General features: G+C 73.4%; 23 protein-coding genes. 11 read left to right on the forward strand and 12 right to left on the reverse strand.

Annotation, left to right across the window (positions count from 1 at the left end; all coding sequences use genetic code 11):
• Positions 1-8 precede the first annotated feature (8 nt).
• The 3 genes from ABR738_RS19800 to ABR738_RS19810 all read right to left on the reverse strand — a co-directional run bounded on the left by ABR738_RS19800 (position 9) and on the right by ABR738_RS19810 (position 3,003).
• Positions 9-752 carry a response regulator gene (locus ABR738_RS19800; protein ID WP_350231316.1) on the reverse strand — a complete coding sequence of 248 codons (744 nt, stop codon included), beginning with the start codon at positions 750-752 and terminating at the stop codon, positions 9-11.
• Between the two features lie 66 nt (positions 753-818).
• A complete protein-coding gene (locus ABR738_RS19805; RefSeq protein WP_350231317.1) occupies positions 819-2,201 on the reverse strand; it encodes a sensor histidine kinase in 1,383 nt (460 codons plus the stop codon).
• 322 nt (positions 2,202-2,523) lie between these two features.
• Positions 2,524-3,003 carry a hypothetical protein gene (locus ABR738_RS19810; RefSeq protein WP_350231318.1) on the reverse strand — a complete coding sequence of 160 codons (480 nt, stop codon included), beginning with the start codon at positions 3,001-3,003 and terminating at the stop codon, positions 2,524-2,526.
• A gap of 361 nt (positions 3,004-3,364) precedes the next feature.
• Between ABR738_RS19810 and ABR738_RS19815 the strand changes: the two genes are divergently transcribed.
• The gene (locus tag ABR738_RS19815) at positions 3,365-3,862 is read left to right on the forward strand and encodes a hypothetical protein (RefSeq protein WP_350231319.1); all 498 of its coding nucleotides are present in this window, start codon (positions 3,365-3,367) and stop codon (positions 3,860-3,862) included.
• Between the two features lie 59 nt (positions 3,863-3,921).
• Here ABR738_RS19815 and ABR738_RS19820 read toward each other — a convergent pair whose 3' ends face one another.
• Positions 3,922-5,313 (reverse strand): MFS transporter, encoded by a 1,392-nt coding sequence (locus tag ABR738_RS19820; RefSeq protein WP_502964229.1) that lies wholly within the window; start codon positions 5,311-5,313, stop codon positions 3,922-3,924.
• A 691-nt stretch (positions 5,314-6,004) separates the two neighbouring features.
• Here ABR738_RS19820 and ABR738_RS19825 point away from each other — a divergent pair.
• From ABR738_RS19825 to ABR738_RS19840, 4 genes are all read left to right on the forward strand, one after another.
• The gene (locus ABR738_RS19825; RefSeq protein ID WP_350231321.1) at positions 6,005-6,397 is read left to right on the forward strand and encodes an SH3 domain-containing protein; all 393 of its coding nucleotides are present in this window, start codon (positions 6,005-6,007) and stop codon (positions 6,395-6,397) included.
• A 120-nt stretch (positions 6,398-6,517) separates the two neighbouring features.
• Positions 6,518-7,228 (forward strand): helix-turn-helix domain-containing protein, encoded by a 711-nt coding sequence (locus ABR738_RS19830; protein WP_350231322.1) that lies wholly within the window; start codon positions 6,518-6,520, stop codon positions 7,226-7,228.
• A 366-nt stretch (positions 7,229-7,594) separates the two neighbouring features.
• Positions 7,595-8,911, forward strand: coding sequence for an MFS transporter (locus tag ABR738_RS19835; protein WP_350231323.1), 1,317 nt, complete (start codon positions 7,595-7,597; stop codon positions 8,909-8,911).
• Positions 8,908-9,939 carry a hypothetical protein gene (locus tag ABR738_RS19840; RefSeq protein ID WP_350231324.1) on the forward strand — a complete coding sequence of 344 codons (1,032 nt, stop codon included), beginning with the start codon at positions 8,908-8,910 and terminating at the stop codon, positions 9,937-9,939. The genes ABR738_RS19835 and ABR738_RS19840 overlap by 4 nt, the downstream gene beginning before the upstream one ends.
• Here ABR738_RS19840 and ABR738_RS19845 read toward each other — a convergent pair.
• Together ABR738_RS19845 and ABR738_RS19850 are read right to left on the reverse strand one after the other, a co-directional pair.
• Complete coding sequence (locus ABR738_RS19845) at positions 9,923-11,410, reverse strand: MFS transporter (RefSeq protein ID WP_350231325.1); 1,488 nt, start codon at positions 11,408-11,410, stop codon at positions 9,923-9,925. The genes ABR738_RS19840 and ABR738_RS19845 overlap by 17 nt on opposite strands.
• Positions 11,411-11,503: 93 nt before the next feature.
• On the reverse strand, positions 11,504-12,508 hold the full coding sequence (locus tag ABR738_RS19850; RefSeq protein ID WP_350231326.1) for a helix-turn-helix transcriptional regulator: 1,005 nt from the start codon (positions 12,506-12,508) through the stop codon (positions 11,504-11,506).
• Between the two features lie 857 nt (positions 12,509-13,365).
• Here ABR738_RS19850 and ABR738_RS19855 point away from each other — a divergent pair.
• On the forward strand, positions 13,366-14,502 hold the full coding sequence (locus ABR738_RS19855) for an IS701 family transposase (RefSeq protein WP_502964230.1): 1,137 nt from the start codon (positions 13,366-13,368) through the stop codon (positions 14,500-14,502).
• Positions 14,503-14,556: 54 nt separating this feature from the next.
• On the opposite strand, the gene ABR738_RS19860 is transcribed toward ABR738_RS19855, so the two are convergent.
• From ABR738_RS19860 to ABR738_RS19870, 3 genes are all read right to left on the reverse strand, one after another.
• Positions 14,557-15,222 carry a transglycosylase SLT domain-containing protein gene (locus ABR738_RS19860; RefSeq protein ID WP_350231328.1) on the reverse strand — a complete coding sequence of 222 codons (666 nt, stop codon included), beginning with the start codon at positions 15,220-15,222 and terminating at the stop codon, positions 14,557-14,559.
• 127 nt (positions 15,223-15,349) lie between these two features.
• Positions 15,350-16,375 (reverse strand): tryptophan--tRNA ligase, encoded by a 1,026-nt coding sequence (gene trpS, locus ABR738_RS19865; RefSeq protein WP_350234662.1) that lies wholly within the window; start codon positions 16,373-16,375, stop codon positions 15,350-15,352.
• Between the two features lie 493 nt (positions 16,376-16,868).
• On the reverse strand, positions 16,869-17,279 hold the full coding sequence (locus tag ABR738_RS19870; RefSeq protein ID WP_350231329.1) for a hypothetical protein: 411 nt from the start codon (positions 17,277-17,279) through the stop codon (positions 16,869-16,871).
• A gap of 152 nt (positions 17,280-17,431) precedes the next feature.
• Here ABR738_RS19870 and ABR738_RS19875 point away from each other — a divergent pair, with 152 nt between their 5' ends.
• The 3 genes from ABR738_RS19875 to ABR738_RS19885 all read left to right on the forward strand — a co-directional run bounded on the left by ABR738_RS19875 (position 17,432) and on the right by ABR738_RS19885 (position 20,991).
• The gene (locus ABR738_RS19875) at positions 17,432-17,791 is read left to right on the forward strand and encodes a hypothetical protein (protein ID WP_350231330.1); all 360 of its coding nucleotides are present in this window, start codon (positions 17,432-17,434) and stop codon (positions 17,789-17,791) included.
• 45 nt (positions 17,792-17,836) lie between these two features.
• Positions 17,837-18,850: an endonuclease/exonuclease/phosphatase family protein gene (locus tag ABR738_RS19880; protein WP_350231331.1), complete on the forward strand. Its 1,014-nt coding sequence runs from the start codon at positions 17,837-17,839 to the stop codon at positions 18,848-18,850.
• 182 nt (positions 18,851-19,032) lie between these two features.
• On the forward strand, positions 19,033-20,991 hold the full coding sequence (locus tag ABR738_RS19885) for an FUSC family protein (protein WP_350231332.1): 1,959 nt from the start codon (positions 19,033-19,035) through the stop codon (positions 20,989-20,991).
• A gap of 35 nt (positions 20,992-21,026) precedes the next feature.
• Here the strand turns inward: ABR738_RS19885 and ABR738_RS19890 are convergent, their stop codons facing one another.
• Complete coding sequence (locus ABR738_RS19890) at positions 21,027-21,245, reverse strand: hypothetical protein (protein ID WP_350231333.1); 219 nt, start codon at positions 21,243-21,245, stop codon at positions 21,027-21,029.
• Between the two features lie 20 nt (positions 21,246-21,265).
• On the reverse strand, positions 21,266-21,922 hold the full coding sequence (snpA, locus tag ABR738_RS19895; protein WP_350231334.1) for a snapalysin: 657 nt from the start codon (positions 21,920-21,922) through the stop codon (positions 21,266-21,268).
• A 241-nt stretch (positions 21,923-22,163) separates the two neighbouring features.
• On the opposite strand from snpA, the gene ABR738_RS19900 reads away from it, so the two are divergent.
• Positions 22,164-23,123, forward strand: coding sequence for a LysR family transcriptional regulator (locus tag ABR738_RS19900; RefSeq protein ID WP_350231335.1), 960 nt, complete (start codon positions 22,164-22,166; stop codon positions 23,121-23,123).
• Between the two features lie 541 nt (positions 23,124-23,664).
• Here the strand turns inward: ABR738_RS19900 and ABR738_RS19905 are convergent.
• The gene (locus ABR738_RS19905; protein ID WP_350231336.1) at positions 23,665-24,858 is read right to left on the reverse strand and encodes a M23 family metallopeptidase; all 1,194 of its coding nucleotides are present in this window, start codon (positions 24,856-24,858) and stop codon (positions 23,665-23,667) included.
• Between the two features lie 452 nt (positions 24,859-25,310).
• Here ABR738_RS19905 and ABR738_RS19910 point away from each other — a divergent pair, with 452 nt between their 5' ends.
• Positions 25,311-26,762, forward strand: coding sequence for a VWA domain-containing protein (locus tag ABR738_RS19910; RefSeq protein ID WP_350231337.1), 1,452 nt, complete (start codon positions 25,311-25,313; stop codon positions 26,760-26,762).
• The last annotated feature ends 24 nt before the right edge of the window (positions 26,763-26,786 follow it).

The following is a 26,786-nucleotide window of genomic DNA, read 5'->3' on the forward strand; positions in this document are numbered from 1 at the left end:
GGCGGGTGTTACGGGGAGCCGGGGCGGACCACGCCCCGTTCGTAGGCGAAGACCGCCGCCTGCGTGCGGTCCCGCAGACCCAGTTTCATCAGCACTCGGCTGACATGCGTCTTCACCGTCTGCTCCGCCAGCACCAGCCGCCCCGCGATCTCCGCGTTGGACAGGCCCTGCGCGATCAGGGACAGCACCTGCGTCTCGCGCTCCGTCAAGGCGTCCACCCTGGCCCCCGGGAGGTCCCGGGGCGCCGGGGCCAGCCGGGAGAACTCCTCGATCAGGCGCCGCGTGATGTTCGGGGCGAGCAGCGCCTCCCCGGACGCCACCACCCGTACGGCGTGGGCGAGTTCGTCGGCGGACGCGTCCTTCAGGAGAAACCCCGACGCCCCCGCGCGCAGCGCCTCGTACACGTACTCGTCGAGATCGAAGGTGGTGAGCACCAGCACCCGCACCCCCCGGCCCGGGCCGTCACCGGGACCGTCACCGGGACCGTCACCGGGTCCGGCCCCGGTTCCGTCACCGGGACCGTCAGCTGCGCCCTCGCCCCGCACCCGCCGCGTCGCCTCGATGCCGTCCAGTTCCGGCATCCGGATGTCCATCAGAACGACATCGGGGGCGAGTTCGGCCGCGAGCGCCACTGCTTCCAGGCCGTTGACCGCCTGCCCCACCACCTCGATGTCCGGCTCCGCGTTGAGCAGCACCGTGAATCCCTGACGGACCATCACCTGGTCGTCGGCTATCAGTACGCGGATCGTCATGCCCTGCCCTCCAGCAGCGTCCAGCAACGTTTCGTGGTCCACCGGAGCCCAGCGGTCCGGGCCCGGTCAGGACGGGGACGTCTCCAGCGGCAGGGTCGCGCTGACCTCGTACCCCCCGTCCGGCGTCGCCCCCACCGCCAGCTCCCCGCCCAGCATCGCAGTCCGCTCCCGCATCCCGAGCAGCCCGTGCCCGGCGCCGGGCGAGGGCGCGACCGGCCGGTCCGGCGCGGTGTTGGTGACCCGCAGGGCGAGCTCCCTCCCGTGGTAGGCGATCAGCACCCCCACCGCCGCGCCCGGCGCGTGCCGCATCGCGTTGCTGAGCGCTTCCTGCACGATGCGGAAGGCGGACAGTTCCACCCCGGGTGCCAGGGTGCGCCGGGTGCCGAGGACGGTGGTCGTCACGGTCAGGCCGGCGCACCGCACGTTGGCCACCAGCTCGTCGATGCGGTCGAGCGAGGGCTGGGGGGTGTGCCGCGCGCCCCGGACCGCCCCCGGCCCCCGCAACCCGTTCCCCCCGGACCACGTGGACCCGTCCGACCCCGTGGACCCGTCCGCCCTCAACACCCCCAGCACCCGCCGGAGTTCGGTCAGCGCCTCGACCGCGTTCTGCCGTATGCCCGCCAGGTTCTCCTTCAACTCGTCCGACGGGTTCTCCACCAGGTGGGGCGCGACCTGTGCCTGGATGGAGATGACCGACATGTGGTGGGCCACCACGTCGTGCAGCTCGCGCGCGATCCGGCCGCGCTCCTCAAGGAGGGTGCGCCGGGCCCGCTCCTCCGCGGTCAGTTCCTCCTGCGCGACGAGCTGCGTACGGGCCACCCCGAGCCCGCGCAGCGCCGCCCCCAGCACCGCGGCGACCGTGAAGCACACCGCCGCGACGCCCACGCCGACGGAGGTGTGGCGCTCGCCGGGCACGGCGGCGCACAGCAGCCCCGCCCCGAAACTGATCACCAGGGTCTCGGCGGCGATCCGGGGCCGGTGCGTGAGCGAGACCAGGAGCAGGACCTCGGCGGTCATCGCGATCCCGGCCGCGTTCCAGGGGTAGAGCGCGTCCGGGCCTGCCTGGCTCGCCGCCCACAGCGCGGCGACGACCGTCACGATTGTCATCGCCCACCAGGAGGCCAGTGGCCGGTAGAGCGCGGTGACCATCGCGCCCGCCTGCACCACGGCGGCCACCGTCCCCGCCCAGACGCCCAGTTGGAGGTCCTCGGCGTACTCCTTGGCCGCGCCCGCCATGGCCGAGACCGCCACGAGCAGCAGCGGCATCAGGATCGCGGGCCGCCACGCGAGCCACCCTTGCCCGGCGCCCGCCGGTCCGCGTCCGCGCGGCGGCCGCTCGGACCCCAGCAGGTCCCGGCTTACCGTGCGCAGCGCCGCGCGCACCCAACCGGACACCAGCTGCCATGCGCTGTCGCTCCCCTGCCCGCGTGCTCGTCGCCCCGTCCCCATCCGGCTCACCCTAGGCACGCGACGTCTCCCTCATCCTGGCGGTACCCCGCTCGGGGCTGCCCGTGACGGCGTCGGCACGGGTGTGCGGCGAGGCGGTGGAGGCATGCCCTTGCGGGGGATGGTGTTCCGTCACCGAGGCTATGGGACGCGTCCCCTCGTCGGCGTCGCCCTGGAGAGTGCCTTCGTCCGTAGCTCTCCAGGGCCGGCCGCGGTCGCTCTCCAGAGGTACGGGTAGCTCTCCCGTACCGGGGTGAGGGGACAGGCGCGGGCCCCGGGGCCGAGGAAACCGGCACCGGGGCCTGTGTGTTGGCGGCAAGGGTGGTCAGACGGTTCGCGTGGCGCGGGCGTGGCGCAGGGTGCGCAGGATCAGCCACTGGTCGCCCCAGGCCATCGCCGTGCCGATGACCGCCATCACGATGCCCACCGTGAGTTCGCCGGTGGCCGCGCCGAGCGCGAGGCCCGCGAGACCGAGACCGTAGCGGATGACGAAACGGACCGCCAGGAGGCCGAGCGCCAGGAACCGGGTGCGCTTGTTCTTCCACAGCGACTTCATGAAGCGGATGCGGGCCTTCAACACCGTGCAGGCCAGCACGATCTGGACGATGGCGACGACCGGGATCAGCGCGTACAGGACCGGGTAGGCCCGGGCGATGTCGAAGATGCCGGCGAAGAGACCCACCAGAGGGAAGTACCAGTTCGGCAGACCCTTCAGCGGCTCCGTCCAGGCGGCGGCCGTCCGGCCCTCGACCTGAACCGGCGTCTCCGTCTTGACCGGCATCTCCGTCGCGACCGTGGCGCTCATGGCGTTCCCCTCACCCTGTTCCCAGTGATCCGCCGGCCCTTGCCGACACCACTGATCCTCCCGTCGGGGGCGGGTGCGGGGGCAGAGTGAAGCGTCCTGACTGCCGCAGGACAAATGTCATCGCCACCGCACGCTCGGCGCTGGCGTGAATTCGTCGGCGAAGGGGGGCGGCGGTCTTATGTTCGGATCTTTGGGCACGGGTGTGCGCCGCGCGGCGGCCGGGCAGCGCCCGCCGGACAGGCCACTTGGCGGCCGGGCAGCGGCCCGCCGGACAGACGGACCTTAGGAGTAGTTGGCTTTGCGATCGACACCGTCATCGCCCTCGTCGCCCTCGCCGGCCGCGAACCACGGGGCCGGAAGCATGGTCGGGCTCTTCTGGATCACCGCCGACGAGGTCTACCTCGGCACGCCCCCCGGCAACGGGGACACGGGCGTACTGCTCACGCCCGACGGCGCACACCTCACCGGGCCCGAGCCACGGGACTGGCCCTGGCCCGACCTGCTCGACCTGCGGGTGGAAGACGTGCCGGTCCGGTCCGCGCCCGTGCGGTGGACGATCCACGCGGTGACCGTGGCGGCCGCCGTGTTCGACCTGTGGTCCCCCAGCGATCCCGCCCTGATGTCGGTGGCGCTCACCACGAAGGGGCAGGATCAGGCCACGGTCGGGGTGTACTCCGGCGCGGCGATCGCGTACTCCCAGCGCGAGACCGACCTCTCGCTCGGGCTGCTCGCCCGTTTCGTACGGGGCGAGTCCTCGCCGTCGGTCCTCACCCGGTGGTGGAACGAGACCCCGCCCGACCACCTCCTGCGCTCCCGCGAGCGCGAGGCCGTCCTTGAGGGGTGGCTGGGCCTGGAGTGAGCGGGCCGCGTACCAGGCCGGGCGGCGGCGCGCGTACCGGCCCGCGCGCCGCCCGCGCCTCACATGTGCGCCGGTCCCTCCGTCGGGCCCGTCGCCTGGCGGGGCGGGCCCTTGCGGTAGAGGACGACCGAGACCAGCAGGCCGAGCGCGAAGAAGGCCGCCGACCACCAGTACGCCGTCGAATAACTCTCCAGCTGGGCCCTGACCCGCGTTCCCGGCGTGGGGCGGCGGCCCACCAGATAGCTGGTGGCCGCGCTCGTGGCCAAGGTGTTGAGCAGGGCCGTGCCGATCGAACCGCCCACCTGCTGGCTGGTGTTGACCATCGCGGAGGCGACACCCGCGTCGTGCGCGGCCACTCCCGCCGTGGCCATGCTCATGGCGGGGGCGAAGATCAGGCCCATGCCGACGCCCATGACGAGCAGCGGGGGCAGCACATGTCCCACGTACCCGCTCGTCGCGTCCAGGGCCGTCATCCAGGCGAGCCCGGCCGCGCCGAGCCCCATGCCGAGCGGCACGATCGGCTTCGCGCCGAGCCGGGGTACGAGCTTGTTCTGCGCGACGACCGAGCTGACGATCATCGCGAACACCATCGGCAGGAAGGCGAGCCCCGTGCTGACCGGGGAATACCGCAGGATCTGCTGGAGGTAGTACGTCAGGAACAGGAACACGCCGAACATGCCCGCGCCGGAGATGAACATGGCGAGGTAGGACGCGCCCCGGTCCCGGTCGAGGACGACCCGCAGGGGCAGCAGGGGGTGCCTGGCCCGCGTCTGCCACCAGGCGAACGCCACGAGCAGGATGCCGCCCGCCGCGAGGAATCCCCAGGTCCGTGGCGAACTCCACGCGTGCGTCTCGGCGTTGGAGAACCCGTAGACGATGCAGAACAGGCCCGCCGAGACCAGCACGGTGCCGGGGATGTCGAGTTTCGGACGGTCGGCGGGCGCGCCCGGGTGCAGCAGCCGCAGGGCGCCGAGGAAGGCGAGCGCGGCGAAGAGGAGATTGACGTACAGGCACCAGCGCCAGTCCAGGTACTCCGTCAGGACGCCGCCGAGCAGCAGGCCCACCGCGCCGCCGGTGCCGGCGACCGCGCCGTAGATGCCGAACGCCTTCGCGCGTTCCTTCGGGTCGGTGAACGTCGTGGTGAGCAGCGAGAGCGCGGCGGGCGCGAGCAGCGCGCCGAAGACGCCCTGGAGGGCGCGCGCGGTGACCAGGACCTCGAAGTTGGGCGCGGCGCCGCCGATGGCGGAGGCGAGCGCGAAGCCGACGAGCCCGGTCAGGAAGACGATTTTGCGTCCCACCAGGTCCGCGATGCGGCCGCCGAGCAGCAGCAGCGATCCGAAGGCGAGGGCGTACGCCGTGACGATCCACTGGCGGTTCCCGTCGCTGAACCCGAGGTCGCGCTGTGCGGAGGGCAGCGCGATGTTCACGATGGTCGCGTCGAGTACGACCATGAGCTGCGCCAGCGCGATGACGCCGAGCACGAGCCAGCGGTGCTCGTGCCGGGCCCCGGTGTGCGGCGCGCCGGGCGGGGGCGCGCCGTCACCGGCGTACGCGGCGGCGGGGGGCGGGGTGGGGTGGCCCGCCGTGGGCCCGGGGCCGGAATCGAGGGCGGTCGCGCCGGGCGAGCGGGGTGCCTGGGGTGTTGGGGGCGTTGGGGGTGCGCCGGGTGGCGGTCCCGTCGCCGGCCCGGTCGTCGATCCGGTCGGCCCGGTCGGCCCGTCCGTCGCGGACAGGCGCTCGGACGCGGCCGCTATGCGCTGGGCGCGTCCCTCCTGGGCGGCGTCCTTGGTGTGACGGCCCATGTGCGCGTCTCCCTCGGTGATCTCGCGTCGGTGCTCCCGCGCCCGGCGGTGTCGCGTTTGGCGGTGTCGTGTTTGACGGTCCTGCGTTGGCGATCGCCCCTTCCTCACGCTAAGTGAGGACCAGGCGTTCCGCCACGCGAGTGAACGGGGCAGGCGTCACGCGCCGGGACGCGGGGCCGCCGGGGCCGTACGAGGCCTCCGTGGCGTTCCGGGCCCCCAGAGGCGCGTCCCGATTCGTCCCAGGGACGGCTGGGACGCATCCGCGCGTCGCTCCCCGGACACCTTTGCTGACACAGGGTCACTTACTCGGGGACCCCGCACCTTCTTGGAGAAGACAGACATGAACCGAAACACCGTGCGCACCAGCGTCGTCGCCGTCGCCGCTCTGCTCGCCCTGTTCCCGGCGACCGCGATGGCCGCCGCGCCGAACGCCGCACCGAACGCCGCGCCGACGGCGGCGGCCACCGCCGTCGCCCACCACCACAAGGTCCTGCCGCAGGGCACGGTGGCCACGAGCCGGGGCCGTTCGTTGCGTGTCCGGGCCGGCGCGGGCGTCACCTACCGGGCCACCGGCACCCTGCGCTCGGGACGCCAGGTGTCGCTGGTCTGCAAGAAGGACGGGACCTCGGTGCACGGCAACCGGGTCTGGTACCGGCTGGCCGGGCACCGGGGCCACTACGTCTCGGCGCACTACGTACGGGTGGTGGCGGGGGCGTACGTGCCGTGGTGCTGACCGGCGCCTGAGCTCCCGCGACTTCGCCCGTTCGCGCCGTGGGGCCGGAGCTTGGTTCCGGCCCCACAGGGGTACAGATGGCATGCGAACGGGACTTTGTGGACTTCTGGGAGGGACCGCGTGGCCCAGTGGCGACCGTTGCCCGAGTCGACCCGGCCCGAAAGGCGGCTGCTTGTCGAGGAGTTGAGGCACCTCAAGCAGACGGCGGGCCTGAGTCTTGCGGGTCTGGGCGCCCGCACCGCGTACAGCAAGTCGGCGTGGCACCGGTATCTCAACGGGGACGGTCTTCCGCCGCGTGACGCGGTCGACGCGTTGGGCGCCCTGGGGGGCGCCGAGCAGCACGCGCGTCTGCTCGAACTCTGGGACCGGGCGGCCCGGCCCCCGCAGCCGCCGCTTCCGCCGACTCCGCCCGCGCCGCCGCCGTCTGTCGTGGCCGGGTCCGTGCCGCGCCGGTGGCTGCGGCACCGGCGTACGGTGACCGTCGCGGCCGCGCTGGCCCTGGTGGGGAGTGCCACGTGGGCGGCCGCCGCGCACCGGGCCGGGCCGGCTCCCGCGCCCGCCGCCTGCCGGGGGGCGAGCTGCGAGGGCGCCGATCCCGACACCTCGCCGTGCCGTACGGATGCCCGTACGCAGAGCGCCGTGACGACGGCGTCGTACGCCGTGCGGCTCCGGTTCAGTCCGTCCTGCGACACGGTCTGGTCGGAGGTGCGGGACAGCGCGACGGGGGCGGACGCGGAGAGCCCGATGCTGGTGGCGCCCGACCCCGGCGCGGCCGAGGCATGCGCGGACCTCACCCACGCCCGCCTGTGCACAGGCCACCACCCGGGCTAGCCGCCCAGCCCCGCCAGGGCCGCGATACCCACCCGGGCCAGCCCCCAGCCCGCCAGGGGCGCGGGGAACTGCGCTCAGCCACGCACGGTCCGCAGCCGGGGTCCCTGGGGCTCCGCCCCAGACCCCGATCGCGCTGAACGCGCTCGTCCTCAATCGCCGGACAGGCTGAGGTTGCCTGCGCAGGCCAGCATGAGCCCTGGCCCCGAGGCAGCCCACGGGCCAGCACAAACCCCGCCAGGGGCGCGGGGAACTGCGCAAACAGCGACCGCCACCCGCGGCCGAGGCCCCCGGTCTCGCCGCGTAAAACGCGTGGCCCGGTGCCCGCCACTGGGCCCATCCTTGTTTTCACCACGACGAAGGGAACGCATGTCCGCGCACACCGCAGAACGTGCTTCAGAGGAGCGCGGAGACGCCGGGCAGCGCTCTGCGGCCGGTTTCATCCACATGCTGAAAACTCCCGGCGCCTTGCGGCTCATCGCGTCCCTCTTCGTTCTGGAACTCGGCTCGGCGATGACCACCGTGGGCCTACCGCTGCTGGTGATCCGGCAGTACGGGATCGGGCTCGAGGCAGGTGCCACGCTCGCGGTGCGTTTCCTGCCCAACATCCTGCTCGGACCGCTGGCGGGCCAGATCGTCGATCGCCGCGACCCGCGAAAGGTCGCCATGACGGCCGCCCTGGCCAGTGGGCTCATCGCGGCGCTGTTCCCCTTCACCACGGCCATGTGGCAGATCCAGGCCCTGGCGCTGGCCATCGGCGTCGGCTACATGTTCAGCTTTCCCGCCACCATGGCGCTTCGCCCGCACGTGATCCCGCAGGGAAGCGAACTGGAGGGCAACGGGCTCATCGTCGCCGCCGAGCGCATCCCCAAGCTGCTCGGCCCCGCCCTGGCCGGTGTCACTGCCGCGGGACTCGGCCTGAACGCGCTGTTCGGTGTGGAAGCCGTCACCGCGGCCGGGGCCGCTCTTCTGCTCGTCGGGCTGCCGCGCGCCGCCCGAGCCGTCGCCGCCGGGCCGGCCGACACGGCCACCTCGCGCGATGGCCGCGCCAACTGGCTCGCGATATGGGTGCGTTCACTGGTTCAGGGCGCCGCGAGCCTCACCCGGATGGTGCGCGGCGACGCCCGGCTGGCCTCGCTGACCCTCACCGCCTTCACGTACATGATCGCGCTGGGGCTCGGGCGCACCTTCCTGGCTTCGTACGCCTGGGAGCACTTCGCCGGGGTACCGGCGATGTTCGGCTACCTGCTGGCCGCGATGGGCTTCGGCGGCGCGGTCGGGGCGGTGGTCGCGGCTCGGTTCCGCGGCTGGAACCAGGGCTTGGTCTACCTTCTCGGAAACGTCCTGGAAGGCCTGTGCTGGGTCGCGTTGTGCGTGGCGGGCAACGCCGTCGTCGCGCTTGCTCTGCTGTTCGTGGCCGGCGTCTTCGAGTCCATCGCCTCGGTGGTGTACTTCGCTGAGGTGCAGAAGCGTCTTCCCGTGGAGCTGAACGGGCGCTACTACGCGACCCTGGTCCCGCTGTCCGACGTCTTCCTCGTGGTCGGCACGACCGTCGGCGGGGCTGCCGCCGCCGTGGGTGTGGCCTGGAGCGGCATTCTGGTCGGGGCGGCGATGGCTCTGCCGGTCGCGGTCCTGGCCGTACCCCTGGTGGCCGGAGCCCGCAAGCCTGCCGCAGCCGCCGCGTGACGGCCCTCACCGAGCGGAGGGCGTTTCCGTTCCTCGGGGACACGCTCGACGACCTGGAGGGCATCTCGCAGCACCGCCTGTCCTGCTGGCTCCACTGTCTGCGCGACTGTCTGTACGCCTCAGGCCTCCACGACACGGTGCGAGCACTGGCTCAGCCACTGGACTTCGCCGTGGAACGGGACGCGGACGGCAACGTGGTGACCTTGTACGGCGGCCTTGAGACGGACTACCACAACCCCAGCTTCCAGCGGGGTCTCTCCGCCTCCTGGGTCGCCGCGTCCCCGGCACCGGAGGCGGCCCTCGACCGGGTCCGCGCGGAACTCGAGCGGGGCCACGCCGTTCCCCTTTCCCCCAACCTGTCCGAGATGCGGCATTCGGAGTTCTACCGGGTCCCGTTCGTGGGCTACCCGCACACTCTCATCGTGCACAGCCTCGGCAGGGACACGGCGGGGATCGCGGACCGCAACAGCCGTAAGAGCGCCGGATTCACGGAGCACCGGGGCACGGTCCCCCTGGACGAACTGCGTCAGGGCATGGCGGGGGCTCCCCTGCTCGTCTTTGACGTCGCCTCCCCGGCGGCCGATTGGGACACCGAGCTGCGCGCGCTGCTGACCCGCTCGGTGCGCCGGCTGGGCGAACCGGACGGAGCCGGCCGCGGCCTCGCGGGCATCAAGTCCCTGCCGGAGGTGATCGAAGAGGTGTCGCGTCACCCCCGGCACCTCCACATGCGTGTCGCCGGCCCGTTGCAACGCCAGGTCGCCGGCGATCGACGGCTGCTCGCAAGCGTTCTGACACGAGAGGCCGACGAAGGACGCTCGCCGTACGCGCCGGAGCGGGACCTCAACCTGGCCCGACTCCTGCACGAGTCATCGGACAGCTTCATGTCACTGGCTCGCTGCGTCCACCTGAACGCCCGGTCCTGGTCGCGCGCGGCGCTCGACCGCTGCCGGATGCTCTCCTCGCGCATCTACGATCTGGACGCCCGGGTGACAGACCTCCTGACAGCTCGTCTTACTGCGGCGGCGTGAGCGGCGGGGAGGTCGAACCCGCCGAGGCGGTCGCCCGGCTCGTTCCAGCCCCCATAGCCTGATCCGTCCCCGTGGGGTTCTCGCGGCTCGCGCGGGTGAAGAGGGTCAGGACCGCGAGCAGGGCCAGGGTCGCGAACGACGCGACGGTCAGGCCTATGCGGTGCATGGAGACCAGCGTGCCGAGCACCGCCACGCCGAGCGCGGACCCGGCCTGCCGGGACGCGTTGAGCGCCCCCTGTGCCGTGGCCGCGTACTCGGCCGGCGCCGTCATCGCCACGTCGGCCGTCGAGGCCGGGATCGCCGTCGTGGAGCCGAGCGCCAGCATCAGCTGCGCGGCGACGAGCAGCGCGAACGGGGTCTCGGTGCCCGAGAACGCCAGGATCACCCCGGACAGCAGACCGCACACGAGCCCGAACACGATCAGCGGACGCGTGCCGACCCGGGCCACAAGCCGGCCCGTGAACAGCGGCAGCACCGCGAGCGGCAGCGTCATCGGCAGGAAGGCGAGTCCGGTCCGCAGGGGCGAGAGGGAGCGCTCGTCGACCATCCACTGGGTCATCGCGTAGAGCAGCCCGTAGAAGACGAAGGACGCGGCGCCCCCGGCGATCATGGCGGCCCGCACCCGGGGCCGTACGAGCAGCGCGGGTGGCAGCGCGGGGAACGCGGCCCGGCGTTCCACCAGCGCGAGGGCGACGAACGCGACGGCGGCCACGGCCACCTCGACGACCGGCGCCGGCCCGCCCCAGCCCGAGGTGCCGCCCTCGACGAGCCCGTACGTCAGCGTGCCGAGGCCCACGATGGACAGCACGAGGCCGGGCGCGTCGACCGGCCGGTGCGGGCGCTTGGCGTCGGCGGGAAAGCCACGCGCGGCGAACCAGGTCACCAGCGCGATGGGCGGGTTGACCAGGAAGACGAGCTGCCAGCCGCCGAGCGCGACCAGAGCGCCGCCGAGCACCGGCCCGCAGACCAGGCCGAGCGCGCTGACCGCCGCCCACGCGCCCACCGCGCGCGCCCGTCCGGCGGGGTCGGGGTAGAGCCCGGCGAGCAGCGCCAGCGAGGCCGGCACGAGGCCCGCCGCCGCGACGCCGAGCAGGGCGCGGCCCGTGATGAGCAGCCCGGCCGAGCCCGCCAGCGCGCACAGCAGCGAGACGACGCCGAACCCGATCAGGGACGCCCGGTAGACGCGGCGCGGGCCGAAACGGTCCGCGAACGAGCCGGAGGCCAGCATGAGGCCCGCGAAGACGACGGTGTACGCGTCGACCGTCCACGCCAGCGCGCCCGTCGAGGCGTGCAGACCCTGGCGCAGGTCGGGGAGGGCGACGTTCAGGATGGACGCATCCATCAGGACGAGGAAGTTGCCGACCGCGATCCCGAGGAAGCGGCCGGCGGTACGCGGCGGCGCGGCGGGTGGCCCGGTCCGCGCCGCCCCGGCGGCCGCCACGGGAGTGGCGTCGATGCTCTCGGTTGTCATGGACGGCAGCGTCGCGCCGGGTCGGGACGGCGGCCAAGGATCGGGCACGTACTTCCTGACCTCCAGCGCCCGGCCCCGGTGGGGGCGTTGGCCTCAGACGGTCGTCGCGGCGGGTCGCGCCGGTCCGTCCTCCAGGGTCCCCGACTGGGCCAGCAGATAGGCGAGTTGGGCCCGGCTGCGGCTGCCGAACAGCTCCGACGCCTTCTTGATGTGGGTGGAGACCGTACGGGTGCTGATGCCGATCCGGGTGCCGATGACCGCGTCCGTGTGCCCCTCGACCATGAGACGCAGCACCGCGCGCCGGGTCTCGTCGGTCATCAGGCGGGGCCGCGCCTGCTCGGCGGTCATCGTGACCGGCTCGGCGCGCGCCCAGGCGTGGTCGAAGACCTTGACCAGGTACCCCACCACCGCCGGGTGCTCGATGAGGAGCGCCGTGGTCCTGAGCTCGTGCCGGGGGTCGGGGATCAGGGCGAGCCGGCGGTCGAAGACGATCAGTCGGTCGAAGAGTTCGTTGAGCGTACGCACCTCTGCGCCCGCCGCCGCGATCTGCTCGATGTAGGCGAGCGTGGGTCCGTGGGCGCGCACGGTGTGCTGGTAGAGGGTGCGCTGTTTGACCCCGCGCAGGGACATCGCGATCTCCTGCGGCAGGGTGCGCTGGAGCGCCGAGGGATCGCGCGAGCCGCCCGGCTGCGCGGTCAGCATCTCCGATACGCAGTCGTCCCTGGCCCGCAGCAGCACGGACTGGATGAGGTCGGCGCCGTGCAGCAGCCTCAGCGGGATCGCGGCGTCCCGGTGCTCGTCGCGGTAGACGTCCTCGGCGAGCGAGACGGCCTCCTGGACCACCGCGATGGCGTGCTGCTGGTCGAGCACCGAACGCTCCAAGGGGCGTACGAGCGCGCCGGCGGCGATGTCCGGCGGCACCGCCGCCCACACCGTCGGCGTTTCGGCCAGTGGACGCAGCAGGCCCAACTCCCGCAGGCATGCGGGGATTTCACCCCCTATGGGCCCCTCGGCCAGCGCCTCGCGGTACCGCTCGAGTCCCCAGTCGCAGGGGCGCGGCACAGCGCCTTGTGCCGCGATGTCAGGATTTCCGCACATGTGCCTCCCCTTCTTGTTTTCGCATTGCGTAATCATGATGCCAGCGAGAACCGAGCGCGGGTGTTTTTCTGCGGGATGCTTCTGCTGACGAAATGCCCGGGGGGCTCGGGGTACTCGGGGAGCCTTCCGGAACGGAAGTCAACGGAAGGCAGGGAAAGAAGCAGGGGACCTAGGGGAGGCCGTCATGAATATCAACCAAGGAACGGCTAAGAAAGTCCCCACCGGACCGAATACCGTCCCACAGGATTCTCTGCGGGACACCCTGCCGGATACCTCGCCGCCGGATTCCCTGCGGGACGCCCAGCCGGACACCGCGCCGGATCCCCTGCGGGACACCCAGCCGGTCACCGCGCCGGACACCAAGGCGGACACCGCGCCGGATCCCCTGCGGGATACCCCGCCGGATCCCAAGGCGGACACCGCGCCGGATCCCCTGCGGGATACCCCGCCGGATCCCAAGGCGGACACCGCGCCGGATCCCCTGCGGGACACCCAGCCGGTCACCGCGCCGGATAGCCCGTCGGATAGCCCGTCGGATTTTCCGTCCTGGGGAGCGAGGGGGTGCCGGGGGAACCCCGGGGTCGGCGTCCTGGCGGTCCCTGGCTTCGGCCTGGGCCGCGCGACGCGGCCCGGGTGGCTCATCGGCCGGTGTGGGGCGTCCGGTCGATTCGTGTGACGCGGGTCGGTGCCGTGGAGACCGTTCGGACTCCGGCCGCGCCGCGGTTTCGACGCGTTCCGCTTTATCGTGGAGGGGGCTGGACATGGTCGTTTTGGTTTCCGGAACCGGACAGGGAATTTCCGACGGTATTCCACCGGATGCATCGGATGCATCGGAGTCATCGGAACCATCGGATGCGATCCCGTCGGAAGCGGTTTCATCGGATGCCGTCGCCAAATTGCTCCGCCGTACGCTCGCCTCCCTTCCGCGCGCGGATCAACGGCGCTGGGGCGAGGCGTATGTGCGCGGGCTGCTCTCGGTCGAGGGGAAGAAGACCATGCGGGCGCTCGCCGGCGCCGGGGGCGCAGGCGGAAGCGGAAGCGGCAATGGCGGTGGCAGCGCCGAGCAGAGCCTGTACCAGTTCATCAGCAAGTCCCCGTGGGGCTCCGCGCCGGTCCGCGCGGAAGTGGCCCGGCTCTTCGACGAGCGGGCGCAGCCGCGTGCCTGGGTGGTGCGGCCCCTGGTCATCACCAAGGAGGGGCGCCACTCGGTGGGCGTACAACGGCAGTTCGTGCCGCAGTACGGACGCGTCGTCAACTGCCAGCGCGCCAGCGGCATTTGGCTGGCATCGGACCGGGCGAGCTGCCCCGTCGACTGGCGCATCGCGCTGCCCGCGTGCTGGAGCGAGGAGGCCGGGCTGCGCGAACGCGCCGCCATACCGGACGGGGTGGGCGCCTGTCCGCCGGAACGGTGCGCGATCGGTTCGCTCGCCGAGATGACCGAAGGGTGGGGTCTGCGGGCCCGCCCTGTCGTGATGGATCTGCGGCACTGCGATCCGTACGGCGTCTGCGCGCAGTTGACGGCGCGTCAGCTTCCGTTTGTCGTACGCGTCGGGGCGGCGGTCACCGGTCCGCGCGGCGCGGGGCGGCCCAGCCTCCTCGCGGTGCTGAACGGACGCCGGATGCCCGCGGAGTGGTTCGACCACGCCACCGGCACGCTGCGCGCCACCTCGGTGGGCGTCGCCCCGGCCGTTCCGCGGGACCGACGAGCGTCCGGCCGCACCCAGGAGTTGACCCTGCTCGCCGCGTGGACGACAGCCGGCCGGGCGGAGCCGGACGCGTTCTGGCTCACCAATGTGGACCCCTCGCAGCCGGGCGCGCTCTTCCGCACCGCGATGCTCGGCCGCCGGGTGGAACGCGACTTGGCCGAGGTCGCTCAGCCGCTGGGTCTGCGGGACTTCGAGGGGCGGTCCTTCCGTGGCTGGCACCACCACATGACGATGGTCTCGCTCGCCCACGCCCTGCGGGTGCTCGGTGTCGCGCGGCCGCCGCGCTAGGGGGTGCCTGATGGACCATGGCCGGGGATGCGGCGCTGATCCACCAGACGCCCCCTAGCCGACCGCCTTGCCGGCCTTGCTCCAGTTGTCCCGCAGCCGAGACAGATAGTCCGACGCCTGGCTCCCCGGCTTCGCTCCCCGCGCGAACGCAGCCATGTTGCCGCCGCCGGCGTTGTAGCCGAGCGCCATCAGCTCCTCGCGCGAGTACGGGCCCTGCCAGTGCGCGGGCAGCTGCGCGGACATGTCGTGCAGGTACCAGGCCGCCGCCTCGACCGCGAGGGCGCGGTCGTCGGGCAGCTCCTCCCAGCTGCGGGCGGCGAAGTCCCGCCCGCGCTTGGTCTGGTCGAAGGCGGCCCGGTGCATGTTCGCGATGCCGAAGGCGGCGTCCGGCTTGTACTTCTGCCAGCTCCGCTCGAAGGCGGGGTCGTGCGGCTTGTAGGCCTCGTTGTAGAGGATGGCCATCAGGAGCTGGGCGCTGATCCCGGCCTTCTTCGCGTACGTACGCACCTGCGGCGCGAACGCGGCGGGGTCGTAGGCGCCGTTCGGGGACGGGCTCGGGGAGGGGTTCGCCGACGCGGTGGAGGCGGGGGCGGGGGTGCGGGAGGGCGGGCCCGCCGAGCCCGGGCCCGCGCCGCCGCCGCGTACGCATCCCCAGGCCATCAGTGCGGCCGCGGGCAGCACGAGCCACCGCATGCGCACGCCCCTGCGCTGTTCAGCCATCGTCGCCGCCCTGTCCTTCGGATCCGGGTCCTCGCGCACCCAGTCTAGGAACCCACGGGCGGGGCGCGGGTGGGTGCGCTCTGGTCGCCCGGTTCCCCGCGCCCCTGAGCGTCCGGGGCTGGGCGGCTCAGTAGGTGGTGCCCATCGCCTCGCGGACCTCCGTCAACGTTTTCTCGGCCACCTCGTTCGCCCGCCTGTTGCCCTCGCGCAGCAACTGCCTCACGTGGCCCAGGTCCTGGGCGTACTCGGCGCGCCTGGCGCGGAGCGGGGCGAAGTAGGTGTTGACGGCCTCGGTCACCGTCGCCTTCAGCGCGGCGGCGCCCCCCGTGCCGATCTCGGCCGCCACCTCGTGCGGATCCCGGTCCTGGCAGAGCGCGGCGAGCAGCACGAGGTTGCTCACCTCGGGGCGGTGCTCGGGGTCGTAGGAGATGAGCCGGGTCGCGTCCGTCTTCGCGCCCCGGATCAGGCGCGCCGTCTCGTCGGAAGTCGCCTTCAGCACAAGGGAGTTGGCGCGGCTCTTGCTCATCTTCGTACCGTCCGTGCCGAGCAGCAGCGGCGCCTCGGAGAGCAGCGTACGGGGCTCGGGGAAGACCGGGCCGTAGCGCTCGTTGAAGCGCCGGGCGATCGTGCGGGTCAGCTCCAGGTGCGGCTCCTGGTCGCGGCCGACCGGGACCAGGGTCGCCTTGCAGAACAGGATGTCGGCGGCCTGGTGGGCGGGGTAGGTGTACATGAGGCCGGAGACCGCCGCCTGGCGGGAGTGGGCGATCTCGTCCTTGACGGTGGGGTTGCGGCCGAGCTCGGCGACCGAGACCAGGCTCAGGAAGGGCAGGAGCAACTGGTTGAGGGCGGGGACCGCGCTGTGCGTGAAGATCGTGGCGCGGTCCGCGTCGACGCCTGCGGCGAGGTAGTCCAGGACCAGGCCCTCCACGTGCTCGCCCAGGTGCTCGGCGACGTCGCGGTCGGTGAGCACCTGGTAGTCGGGGATGACGAGGAAGAGGTCGACGCCCTCGTTCTGGAGCCGGACCCGGTTGCGCAGGGTGCCGAAGTAGTGGCCGAGGTGGAGGGGGCCGGTGGGGCGGTCGCCGGTCAGGACGCGGTCGGGGGTGGCGGGGGCGACCGGGGCGGCGGGGGTGGCGGTGGGGGACGTCAGCATCTGCGGGGTCGTGGTCATCGTGGCTCCTCGGGAGGCAGTGGGTGGCGGGGGCGGGCCGGGACGGCGCCCACTGCGGCTGCGGCGAGGGCAACAAAAAGGGGCCGTCCACTGAGGGAACGGCCCGCTGGCGATGGCGTACGTGCGTCGTGGCCGCTCCTAGAAGGAGCGCCACCAGCAGAGGTGGGTGCGACACCGCGACGCGTACGACATGGCTCCACTGTAGCCGGGCAGGGCGCGGACGCCCAGGGCCGAGCGACGGGACCCCGGTGCCGAGGCGGCTGCCTTGGTGCCGCGCCGGGCGCCTTGGTGCCGAGGCGACGGGCCGCGCGGTGCCGAGGCGCGGGCCGCGGTGCCGAGGCGCGGGCCGCGGTGCCGAGGCGGGACCCCGGTGCCGCGCCGGGCGCTGCCGCCCGTACTCGTGTCGCCCCGTCCTCGTGTCGCCCCGTCCTCGTGTCGCTCAGTCTTCGTGTGGCTGAGTCCTCGCGTCGCTCGCTCAGTCCTCGTGTGTGTAGAAGACGTAGAACGAGACGAGGAACATCGCGCCGCCCCAGATCGCGCCGATCCCGGACGAGCGCAGGACGCTGTGGTCGGCCAGGCTGTACAGAAAGCCCATCGCGCCGCCGAAGAGCGTGGCGTAGGCGGCCGCGCGGAGCTCGCGGGGCAGCGCGGACTGGACGCGCAGCAGCCCGATACCGAGGACGATCAGGACGAGGCCGGACACGACGCCCAGGACGATCTGGCCGCCGGTGAGCACGCCGCTGCCGCCGTTGCGCTGGATGGCGGCGGCCCAGATGCCGTACGCCACGCCCAGGACGACCGGGACCGCGAGGGTGGCTCTGCCGAGGTGGTGAGCCGTGCGGCGGCGGCTCGAGCTCGTGGCGGGTACCGAAGCGTGTGCGGCCATGGCGGCACTCCTTCCGCTTGCCGGGACAGGGACCTGCGTCCCCCATCCAGCGCACACCCGCGCGCGCCGATGGGCAACCCGGGATTACGTGGACGCGTGCGCGCGTACCCGTAATCCGCGCGTCGGCGAATTGGATTTCCGTGGAAGACACCGTGGAAGACACCGGCCTCCCTCCGGCCGGACCGGCGCCCCTCGCGGTGCGCTGCCGTCGCGCCCTGATCGGGGTGGGGGTCGGGCTCGCGGCCGGCGCGGCGGCCCTGCGGGTGCTGGTCGCCGTCGGCAGGTCCCGCACGCTCGACGGGCTTCCCGCCGGTTCGGATCCCTCGGCGGCGGGCGCGGTCTACGACGTGCTCAGCGCCCTGGTGAGCACGGCGGCGTGGACCCTGCTCGCGTCCGGTCTCGCGCTGGCCCTCGTGGGCTGGCTCGCCGGTCCGCTGATGGGTGGCCGCCGAAGCCGGCTCCGGCGCGGGCAAAGGCTTGAGCAACCGTCCCGGCCGCCGGGCCGTCCGTGAGGGAGGATGCGAACGCTGTGACCGGCTAGCGGGAGGCACGCCGCCTTGGACACCTTGGAGACCGGGACCCTGGCGGACCACGAGGTGACCGGCGGCCGCCGCCGGCGTCCCTTGCGGGTGGTGTCCGCGTGGGCCGGGGCGCTGGTGCTCGCCGGGGTCAGCGCGGTGGTGGGGTGCAGGGCCGCCGGCTCGGACGGCGTCACACCGGTGCCGCAGGCGCTCGCGTTCCTGCCCTGGCTGCTCGTCCCCGGCGGCGCGGGGCTCGCGCTTGTGGCGCTCGGGCGGTGGCGTACGGGGATGGTGTGGGGGGTGGCGGTGCTCGCGGTCACCGGCTGGTACACCCAGCCCTACGGTGACGCCACGACGCGGCCCGCGGGATCCATACGCGCCGAGTTCACGGTGCTCACCTCCAACACCGAGTTCGGCTGGGCGACGGACGGTTTGATCGCCGCCGTCCGGCGCGAGAAGCCCGGCCTGGTGTTCGTGGAGGAGTGCGGCTTCCGCTGCTCCGACGCGCTCGCCGCGCTGCTGCCGCTCTCGGACTACCCCTATCGCGATGTCGTACGGGAGGACGGCTCGGCGGGCTCGGCGATCCTGAGCCGTTTCCCGCTCCGGCCGGTCGCGCGCATCCCGTCACAGATGGCGATGCCGGGCGCGGTCGCCACCATCGGCGGGCGCGAGGTACGGATCCAGCTGGCGCACCCCCTGCCGCCGCTGCCCGGGAACGACACGGCGTGGCATCAAGAGCTGGGCAGGGTAAGGGAGTTCGCGAAGTCGGCCAGGGGCGGACCGGTCATCCTGGCCGGGGACTTCAACGCCACGCAGGACCACGCGCTGTTCCGTTCCGTACTCGACGAGGGCGCCCTGCACGACAGCGCCCGGCTCACCGGACAGGCCCGCGCCTGGTCCTGGCCCGCCGACCGCACCACACCGCTGCGCACCCAGATCGACCACGTCCTGGTGAGCGGCGACTTCAAGGTGGCCTCCGCGCGCTTTCTCACCCTGCGCGGCACGGACCACCGGGCGCTGCTCGTGGGGCTCGGCCTGTACGGCGGGTAGCGGATCGAGCGGCGGCGGCCAGGCGGCGCCGGTCACGCCGAACCGGTCACGCCGTACCGATCGCGCCGTACTGATCGCGAGGCGCGGAAACCCGAAAACAATCCACAGCCTGTGGACAACATTTACGACGCCGTTGGCCGTCCTGTTTGCACCAAGTGATCTTTTTACGGTGTCGTGTGCTCATGGCTGATCAGAAGCGAGAGCGGGACGGGGGACGGAGCGGGCGGCCCGTGCCCCCGGAATGGCTCATCGGGGGGCTGCGCCCGGCCCCCGCGCCCATCCCCTGGCCGGCCGTCGCCCGCGCCGGCATCGCGATGGCCGCCCCGCTCGCCGTCGGGATGGCCACCGGAAACAGCGCGTACGGCGCGCTGGCCTCCATGGGCGCGCTCAGCGGCGTCATCGGCGACACCGCGGACGCCTACCGGATGCGGGTCCTCAACATCGCCGTGCCGCAGCTGTTCGGCGCGCTCGGGGTGACCGTGGGCAGCCTGGTCTTCGGGCACGGCTGGCTCGCGGTGGCCGCGCTCACCCTGGTCGCGCTGGTGTCCGGGATGATCTCCTCGATCGGCGCGGTCGCCTCCGTGTCCGGGCTGCTGCTCCTGCTCAACGCCGTGGTCGGGGCCGGACTGCCCATGCCGGGGCCCTGGTGGAAGGCGCCCCTGCTGCTCAGCCTGGGCGGCCTGTTCGTGCTGCTCCTGAGTCTGCTCGGCTGGCCCCTTCGGCGTACCGAACCCGAACGGGGCGCCGTCGCGGGCACCTACCGCGCGGCCGCCGACGCCATCGAGGCGGCCGCGAGCGAGGCGTACGACGACCGGCGCCAGGCGCTCACCCACTCCCTCAACACCACCTACGACCTGATCCTGGGCCGCCGGGCCCGCGAACACGGGCGCCGGGGCGAGCTCGTACGGCTGCTCGCCCAGCTCAACGTGGTGATCCCGATCGTCGAGGCGGCGCCCGCCGTGCATCTGCGCGGCTGGGGCGTGGACCCCGCGATCCCGCGCGCCGTACGGCAGTTGGCGGACGCGGTCGAGGAGGGCCGCACCGACGCCGTCGTACCCGCACTGCCCGCGCCCGCGACCCCGGCCGAACGCGCCCTGGACACCGCCCTGCGGCACGCCTTCGTCGTGGTGCACCACCCCGACCCCGAGCACTCCGCCCTCGACGACCGGCTCGGCCGTCCCGCCGCCCCGCGCATCCGCGCGCGCCGCGCCACCCGCGACGTCCTGCTCTCCGCCACCTCCTGGCGCTACGGACTACGGCTCGCCCTGTGCATCGGGCTTGCCCAGGCGCTGGTGTCGGTGGTGCCGGTGGAGCGCTCGTACTGGGTCGCCCTGACCATCGTCTTCGTCCTCAAACCCGACTTCGGCTCGGTGTTCGCCCGGGCCCTGACGCGCGCGGTCGGCACGGCGGGCGGGCTGCTCGTCGCGGCGGCCGTCCTCGCCGAGGTGCCGCGCGGGTGGTGGGACGTGCCGGTGATGCTGCTGCTCGCCGCGTTCATCCCGGCGTTCTCCGCGAAGGGGTACGCCTTCCAGACCGCGGCCATCACGCCCGTGATCCTGCTGCTCTCGGACGTCCTGAACCACCAGGGCTTCGACCTGGTCCTGCCGCGCCTGTGGGACAGCCTCATCGGCTGCGCGATCGCGCTGATCGCGGGGTATCTGCTGTGGCCCGAGAGCTGGCACACCCGGATCGGGGCGCGGCTCGCGGACGCGGTGGCGGCGACGGCGGACTACGTGGAGTACGCCTTCGGATCCGAGGACGACCGCACCGAACGGGCCCGGCGCCGGCGCCGGCTCTACCGGGACCTGTCGACGGTACGCAGCGAATTCCAGCGGGCGTTGACGGAACCCCCGCCGATGGGGGCGCGGGCGGCGGCGTGGTGGCCGCTGGTCGTCGCGGTCGAGCGGGTCGTGGACGCGACGACGGCGGCGCGGGTACGGGTCAACCACGGCGCGGCGTGGCCCCCGGCCGGTGAGGTGGAGGACATCGCGGCGCAGCTGCGGGAGTTGGCGCGGGGGCTGCGGCGCAGTGCGACGCTGGTGGGGGTGCGGGCGGCGCTCGCGGGTGATGAGGAGGGGGTCCTGGCCCCCCTGCGCCAGGAGGTCGCCGCCGCCCGAGGCATCACCGCCCCGGCCCCCTGAGAACGGGGTCCGGGGCGGGGGTCAGGCGTCAGGCGTCAGAACAAGGGCAGTTGGCCCGGGAAGGAGGGCAGGGTGAAGCCGTCCAGGGTGGCCTGGGTGAGCGGGGCCGGGGCGCCGCGCTTGGAACCCGGGCAGAGCCTCAGCTCACCCGCGCCCCGCGTACGCGGATCGTGCCGCACGAACCTGCCCGCCACCACGGCGACGTCACGACCGCAGAACGGGCAGGACCGGCGAGGAGACGCACTGGAAGGCATCCCCCCATGCTGCCAGAGGCCTACGCGGCGGGCTTGAACGCCGAGGCGAGGCCGTTGCGCCAGAGGCTGTTCACCTGGGACCTCTCGGTGCTGTTGGGGTAGGCGTTGCGGCACGACGTGCCGGGCCCACCGCCGGACATGAGCTCACTGCACGGACCCGAGTAGTGGTCGGGAAGCCCCAGCACGTGGCCGGTCTCGTGCGCGACGACCCGCACCGAGTAGTACTGCTGGTTCTGGCCGTAGTCCAGGAAGATGTAGCCGTTGCCGTGGCCGTCGGTCGAGGCGTACGAACCGTCCTGGGGGTCGTCGCCCTCGTAGTACTGGAAGTCCGCGCCGGACGAGCTCTCCGCGAGCCGCACGTTCTGCACCGAGGAGTTCCAGATCTGCGCGGCCTGCGATATCTGCGAGCGGAAGCTGGGCGCGTTGGCGGTGCTGTAGTACACCGTCACGGACGCGGCGAGCGGGTTGGCGGCGCGCTTCTTGGCGACCGACTTCATGACGGCGTCGTAGAACGCCTGCTCATGGGCGGCGGAGTGCTTGCCGGAAGCCGTGAAGTGCGCGCCGACGGCGGTGGGCGCGGTGGTGGCCGGGGTGGCGGCGGTGGCGGGGATCGCGCCGAAACCGGCAAGGGCCAGGCCCAGGGCGGCGGTCACGGCGAAGGTGCGGGGGTGTCTCATGGGGGGTCACCAATCGTTGTGGGGGATCCGTGTACGGCTGGGTGGGCCGCACCCGGGTGAGGTGAAGGCTGAGCGGCCGACGCGCGCACCCCGGTCGGGTGGGTCGCGGCGCGGCGTCGTCCCGGTGATTGTGGAGGCCACAGCGACGTACGGGAATGATGCCGATGTGCGATAACTCCCTCGTATCGGTGCGGTTTTGGCCATCTGGCGTGATCACTTGGCGCCGCTTAACCTCGGCCGCATGGAGCTGGAGGTGAGACATCTGCGGGTGCTGTGCGCCATCGCCGACGCCGGCAGTCTGCACGGCGCCGCCCGGGCGCTGGGTACGAGCCAGCCCGCCGTGACGACCCAACTGCGCCGCATCGAGCGGACGTTGGGCGGGCGCCTGTTCTCGCGTGAGCGGACCGGCTGTGTGCCCACGGTGCTGGGCCTCGGCGTGGTCGGCCGGGCCCGGCCGCTGCTGGCCGCGCTCACCGCCCTCGTCACCGAGACGCGGGCCGCGGCCGCCCGGGCCGGCGGGGCGGGGCGGCTGCGGATCGGGTCCACCGCGAGCCGGGCCATACCCGGGTGGCTGCGGCGGTTGCGGGAGCGGCTGCCGGGTACGGAGACCGAGCTCCAGGTGGCGGTTTCGGCCACCGCGCTGCTGCGGCAGGTGGCGGCGGGTGAGCTGGACGTGGCGTTCGTGCACGAGGTGGAGGGCTGTCCGCTGCGGGTGCCGCCGGGGCTCGATCTGCGGACGCTGCTGGAGCGCGAGCCGCAGTTCGTGTGCCTGGCCGCCGACCATCCCGCGGCGCGTCACCCCGTCGTGGACCTGGCCGACCTCGCCGACGACCAGTGGATGGTCGACCCCAGCGTGGAGGGCGAGTGGGAGGGGTTGCGGCGCGTCCTGCACGCGGCGGGGCTCAATCCCCGTGTCCTGCGCGGGGATTACCTCACCGCCGCGGGTCTGGTCGCCACGGGCGAGGTGGTGACCCTGTGCCAGCCGACGTCACGACCGCGCGCGGACTTCGCCATCCGGCCGCTGCGGGGGGATCCGCTGGGGGTGCGGCTGGTGGTGGCGGTACGGGAAGGGGCGTACGGGGGTGAGCTGGCGGGGGTCGGGGCGGATCTGGAGGCGGCGTACTGGGAGGCGGCGTCGGCCTCGCCCCTGTACCGGGCGTGGCTGACCCAACGTGGGTTGCCACGCGGCGCGAAGGGATGACCACGCCGCGCGCCGGAGTCCCGGACGCGGGCCAGCGCCAACCCCGCCGGGGCGCGGGGAACCGCGCGAGGAGCGCCCACGGCCCGCAGCCGAACCCCCTGGGGCTCCGCCCCCGGGCCCGTGTCGCGCCTGAGGGGCGCTCGTCCTCGAACTCCCCCAAGGCCTTGAGGGCCAGGGGACCCCATGACAGGCTGAGGTTGCCGGTGCGGGCCAGCACGACCTGCTTAGGGGCGCGGGGAACTGCGCCCCCGGCCACCCACGGTCCGCAGCCGGAGTCCCTGGGGCTCCGCCCCAGACCCCGTCCGCGCCGGAAGGGCCTCGTCCTCAAACTCCCCCAAGGCCTTGTGAGTCAGGGGCCCCCATGACGGGCTGGGTATGCCGGTGCGGGCCAGCATGAGCCCTGTCAGGGGCGCGGGGAACTGCGCGCCCGGCCACCCACGGTCCGCAGCCGGGCTCCCTGGGGCTCCGCCCCACGTGGGCACGACGCACTCAGGGGCGCGGGGAACTGCGCGAGCGGGCATCCACGGCCCGCGGCCGGGGTTTACGTGGGGACGGTGCGGCCGCGGTACAGGGGGCCGGGGACGCCTCGGAAGCGGAGGTCCAGGCCCACCCCCTCCCGCACCGCCTGCACATGCAGATGCGGCTCCGTGGAGTTGCCCGAGTTCCCGACCGCCCCGATCACCCGCCCCGCCCGCACCCGCTCGCCCACCGACACCGCCACACTCCCCGGCCGCAGATGCGCCATCGTGACGATCTCGTGGCCCGTGTCGAGGGACACGTGGTTGCCGTACGGCGGCGCGTAGCGGATCGTGCCGGGAATCTGGTCGTCGAGGCCGTCGACGGCGGACACCACGACCCCGTCGCAGGGGGCGTACAGCGTCGCGCCGTAGATCGCGTACGAGTCGAGCCCCGCGCCGTCCCCACGGCGCGACCCCCGCGCCGTGACGCCGATGATGTCGAGCGCCCCGCGCTGTTCCGGGTGGGACGCGTGGTGGTTGAGGCCGGGCCCGCCGCCATGGACGATGAGCCACGCCCCGTCACGCAGCGGGAACTCCAGCGGCGCGGACACCGGCGCGCCCCAGTCGTAACGGCGCGCCCACACCAGGTATCCCGCGCACCCCGCGAACAGGACGAGCCCGGCCACGAAGTACGGGTCGGGCCTGCCGACCGGCAGCCGGGGCAGGCGCCAGAAGGACGCGAGCGTCACGGCCAGGGCCGCCCAGGCCGTCCTGCGCACCCAGCGCGGCAGCCGGGCCGGGGCGAAGAAGCCGGTCAGGAGCAGAGCGCCGATGCCGATCACCGACACGGCCGTGCACCAGGCCACCATCGTGGGGGCCCGCCAGCACGCCGCCACGCGCAGGGCCAGCGTCGCGCACAGCACCGTACGGAGCACGGCGCTCCGCACGCGCGCGGGCAGCAGAACGCGGCGGCGCGCGGGCCGGTGGAGGCCGGGGGCGATGAGGAGGCCCACGAGTTCGCCCTCGGCGTCCGCCCGCGCGAACGCGAGGACCCGGCCGCGCGGCCCCGCTATCACCAGCCCCTCGGGCCCCTCGGTGACCGAGGTGAAGCCGCCGACGCGTTCGCGCGTCGCCGTCAGGACGCCGTGCAGACGCTCCTCCCCCACCCCCGCCACCAGACGAGGCGCGAGCACCGGCCACTGTTCGGGGGCGGCCAGAAGAAAGCGTTCGAGCACGTGGGCCGGCCCGCTGTGATCCGCCTGGTGCGTCGACTCCACGGTTGGCCGCTCCTCCTGTCCCGGGTGGCGGGGCGGGGCGCTCCGTCACGTGGAAGACGAGCGGAGTCACCGCACGGTTGTGCGCCCAGCCCGGCGAAGCCGGGGGCCGCGCCCGCCGGGGCCGGTACGCGCCGAGGGGCGGCCGAGCTCAACTGCCTTGCCCACGGCGCCCGTTGCGCCGCGCGCACCCGTGAGGGCGCCGCCCTCATCGGTGTGCTCGGCGAGTGGATCGCCCCGGTGCCCTGGGTGTACACCGGCGATCCCGCCCAGCGGATTCCGCGCGGCGCGATCAAAGCGCGGGCTGAGGGTACCCGGACTTGCCCCGGCCCCTTTCCGGGAAACCCCCGGCGGGGTCGCTAACCTTACGTGTCCGCGCTGGCCAGGGATCAGACCCCGGACCCGTGGCACAGTGCGGTACGTATCGCACCCAACTCATGCGAAAGGCCTCGCCCATGGGCATTCGGAGCTTGCTGCGCAAAGTGTTCGGACGCGATCGCACGGAGCGTGCCGAAGCGACGGCGGCTTCCGTACCGTCCCAGACGGAACGGGCCGAGGCCGCGCCGGCTGCCGTGCCGTCCGAGACCGAAGGGGCCGAGGCGGCCGAAGTGGCGTCGCCTGCTGCCGTGCCGTCGCAGACGGAAGGTGCCGAGGCGCTGTCGTCGGCCTCCGTACCGTCGCAGACGGAACGCACCCTGGAGACCGAGACGTCCGGGACGACCTCGGTTCCGGCCCCGGCCCGGGATGCCGACCTGACCCCGGCGCAGGCCCTGGTGGCCGCCGCGTTCGACGGCCCGCGCCCGCCCGCCCAGGCCTCGGACACCCCGGCATCGGACACCCCGGTCGCCGGCACCCCGGCATCGGACACCCCGGTCGTCGGCACCCCGGTCGCGGACACCCCGGTCGCGGACGCCGCTGAGCCGGAGCCGAAGCCCGAGCCCGCCGCCGCCGAGGTGCCCCAGCCCCGGACCGAGGCGCAGCCGGAGCCGGAGCCGGAGACGGAGTCGGAGAAGGAGCCTGAACCGGAGCGGGTGGCCGAGCCGGAGACGGTGGCCGAGCCCGAGCGGGTGGCCGAGCCCGAGCCCGTACAGGCCGAGGAACCCGCAGCCGTCGAGCCCGAGCCCGTACAGGCCGAGGAACCCGCAGCCGTCGAGCCCGAGCCCGTACGGGCCGAAGCCGAGCCCGTCGCCGCGCCCGCGCAGGACGACGAAGCCGAACCCGAGCCGGGAGCGGGCAAGGTGGCCAGGTCCGCCGTTTCCGCCGCTCGGGTCAAGTCTCGGGCGGCCGGGCTCGCGGGGGCGTACAAGGCGGCCGGGGCCGCGCTGAAGAAGGCGGGGCTCGGCGGGACCCGCGCCAAGGTGTACCTCGTGCTCGACCGGTCGGGGTCGATGCGCCCGTACTACAAGGACGGCAGCGCGCAGAACCTGGCCGAGCAGGTGCTCGCGCTCGCGGCGCACCTCGACGAGGACGCCACCGTGCACACCGTGTTCTTCTCGACCGACATCGACGGTTCGGTGGACGTCACCCTGGACGCGTACGAGGGCGTCGTCGACGAGACGCACGCCGGGCTCGGGCGCCTGGGCCGCACCAGTTACCACCGGGCGGTCGAGGAGGTCGTCGAGCACGTCGAGAAGGCGGGGCACGAGGGGCCGGTGCTCGTGGTGTTCCAGACCGACGGCGCCCCGGACGCCAAGCTGCCCGCGCGCCAGGCGCTCGCCGATGTCGCGGACAAGCCGCTGTACTGGCAGTTCGTGGCGTTCGGCGAGCAGGACTCCAAGGCGTTCGACTTCCTGCGCACGGCCCAGGACGAGCACGCCCACGTCGGGTTCTTCCACGCCGGTCCCGCGCCGCGCGAGCTCAGCGACGCCGAGGTCTACCGGGGTCTGCTCGGTTCCTACCGCCCCTAGGGCCTGGCCTGTCCGACAGGTCCG

This window comes from Streptomyces sp. Edi4 (assembly GCF_040253615.1).
Classification (GTDB): Bacteria; Actinomycetota; Actinomycetes; order Streptomycetales; family Streptomycetaceae; genus Streptomyces.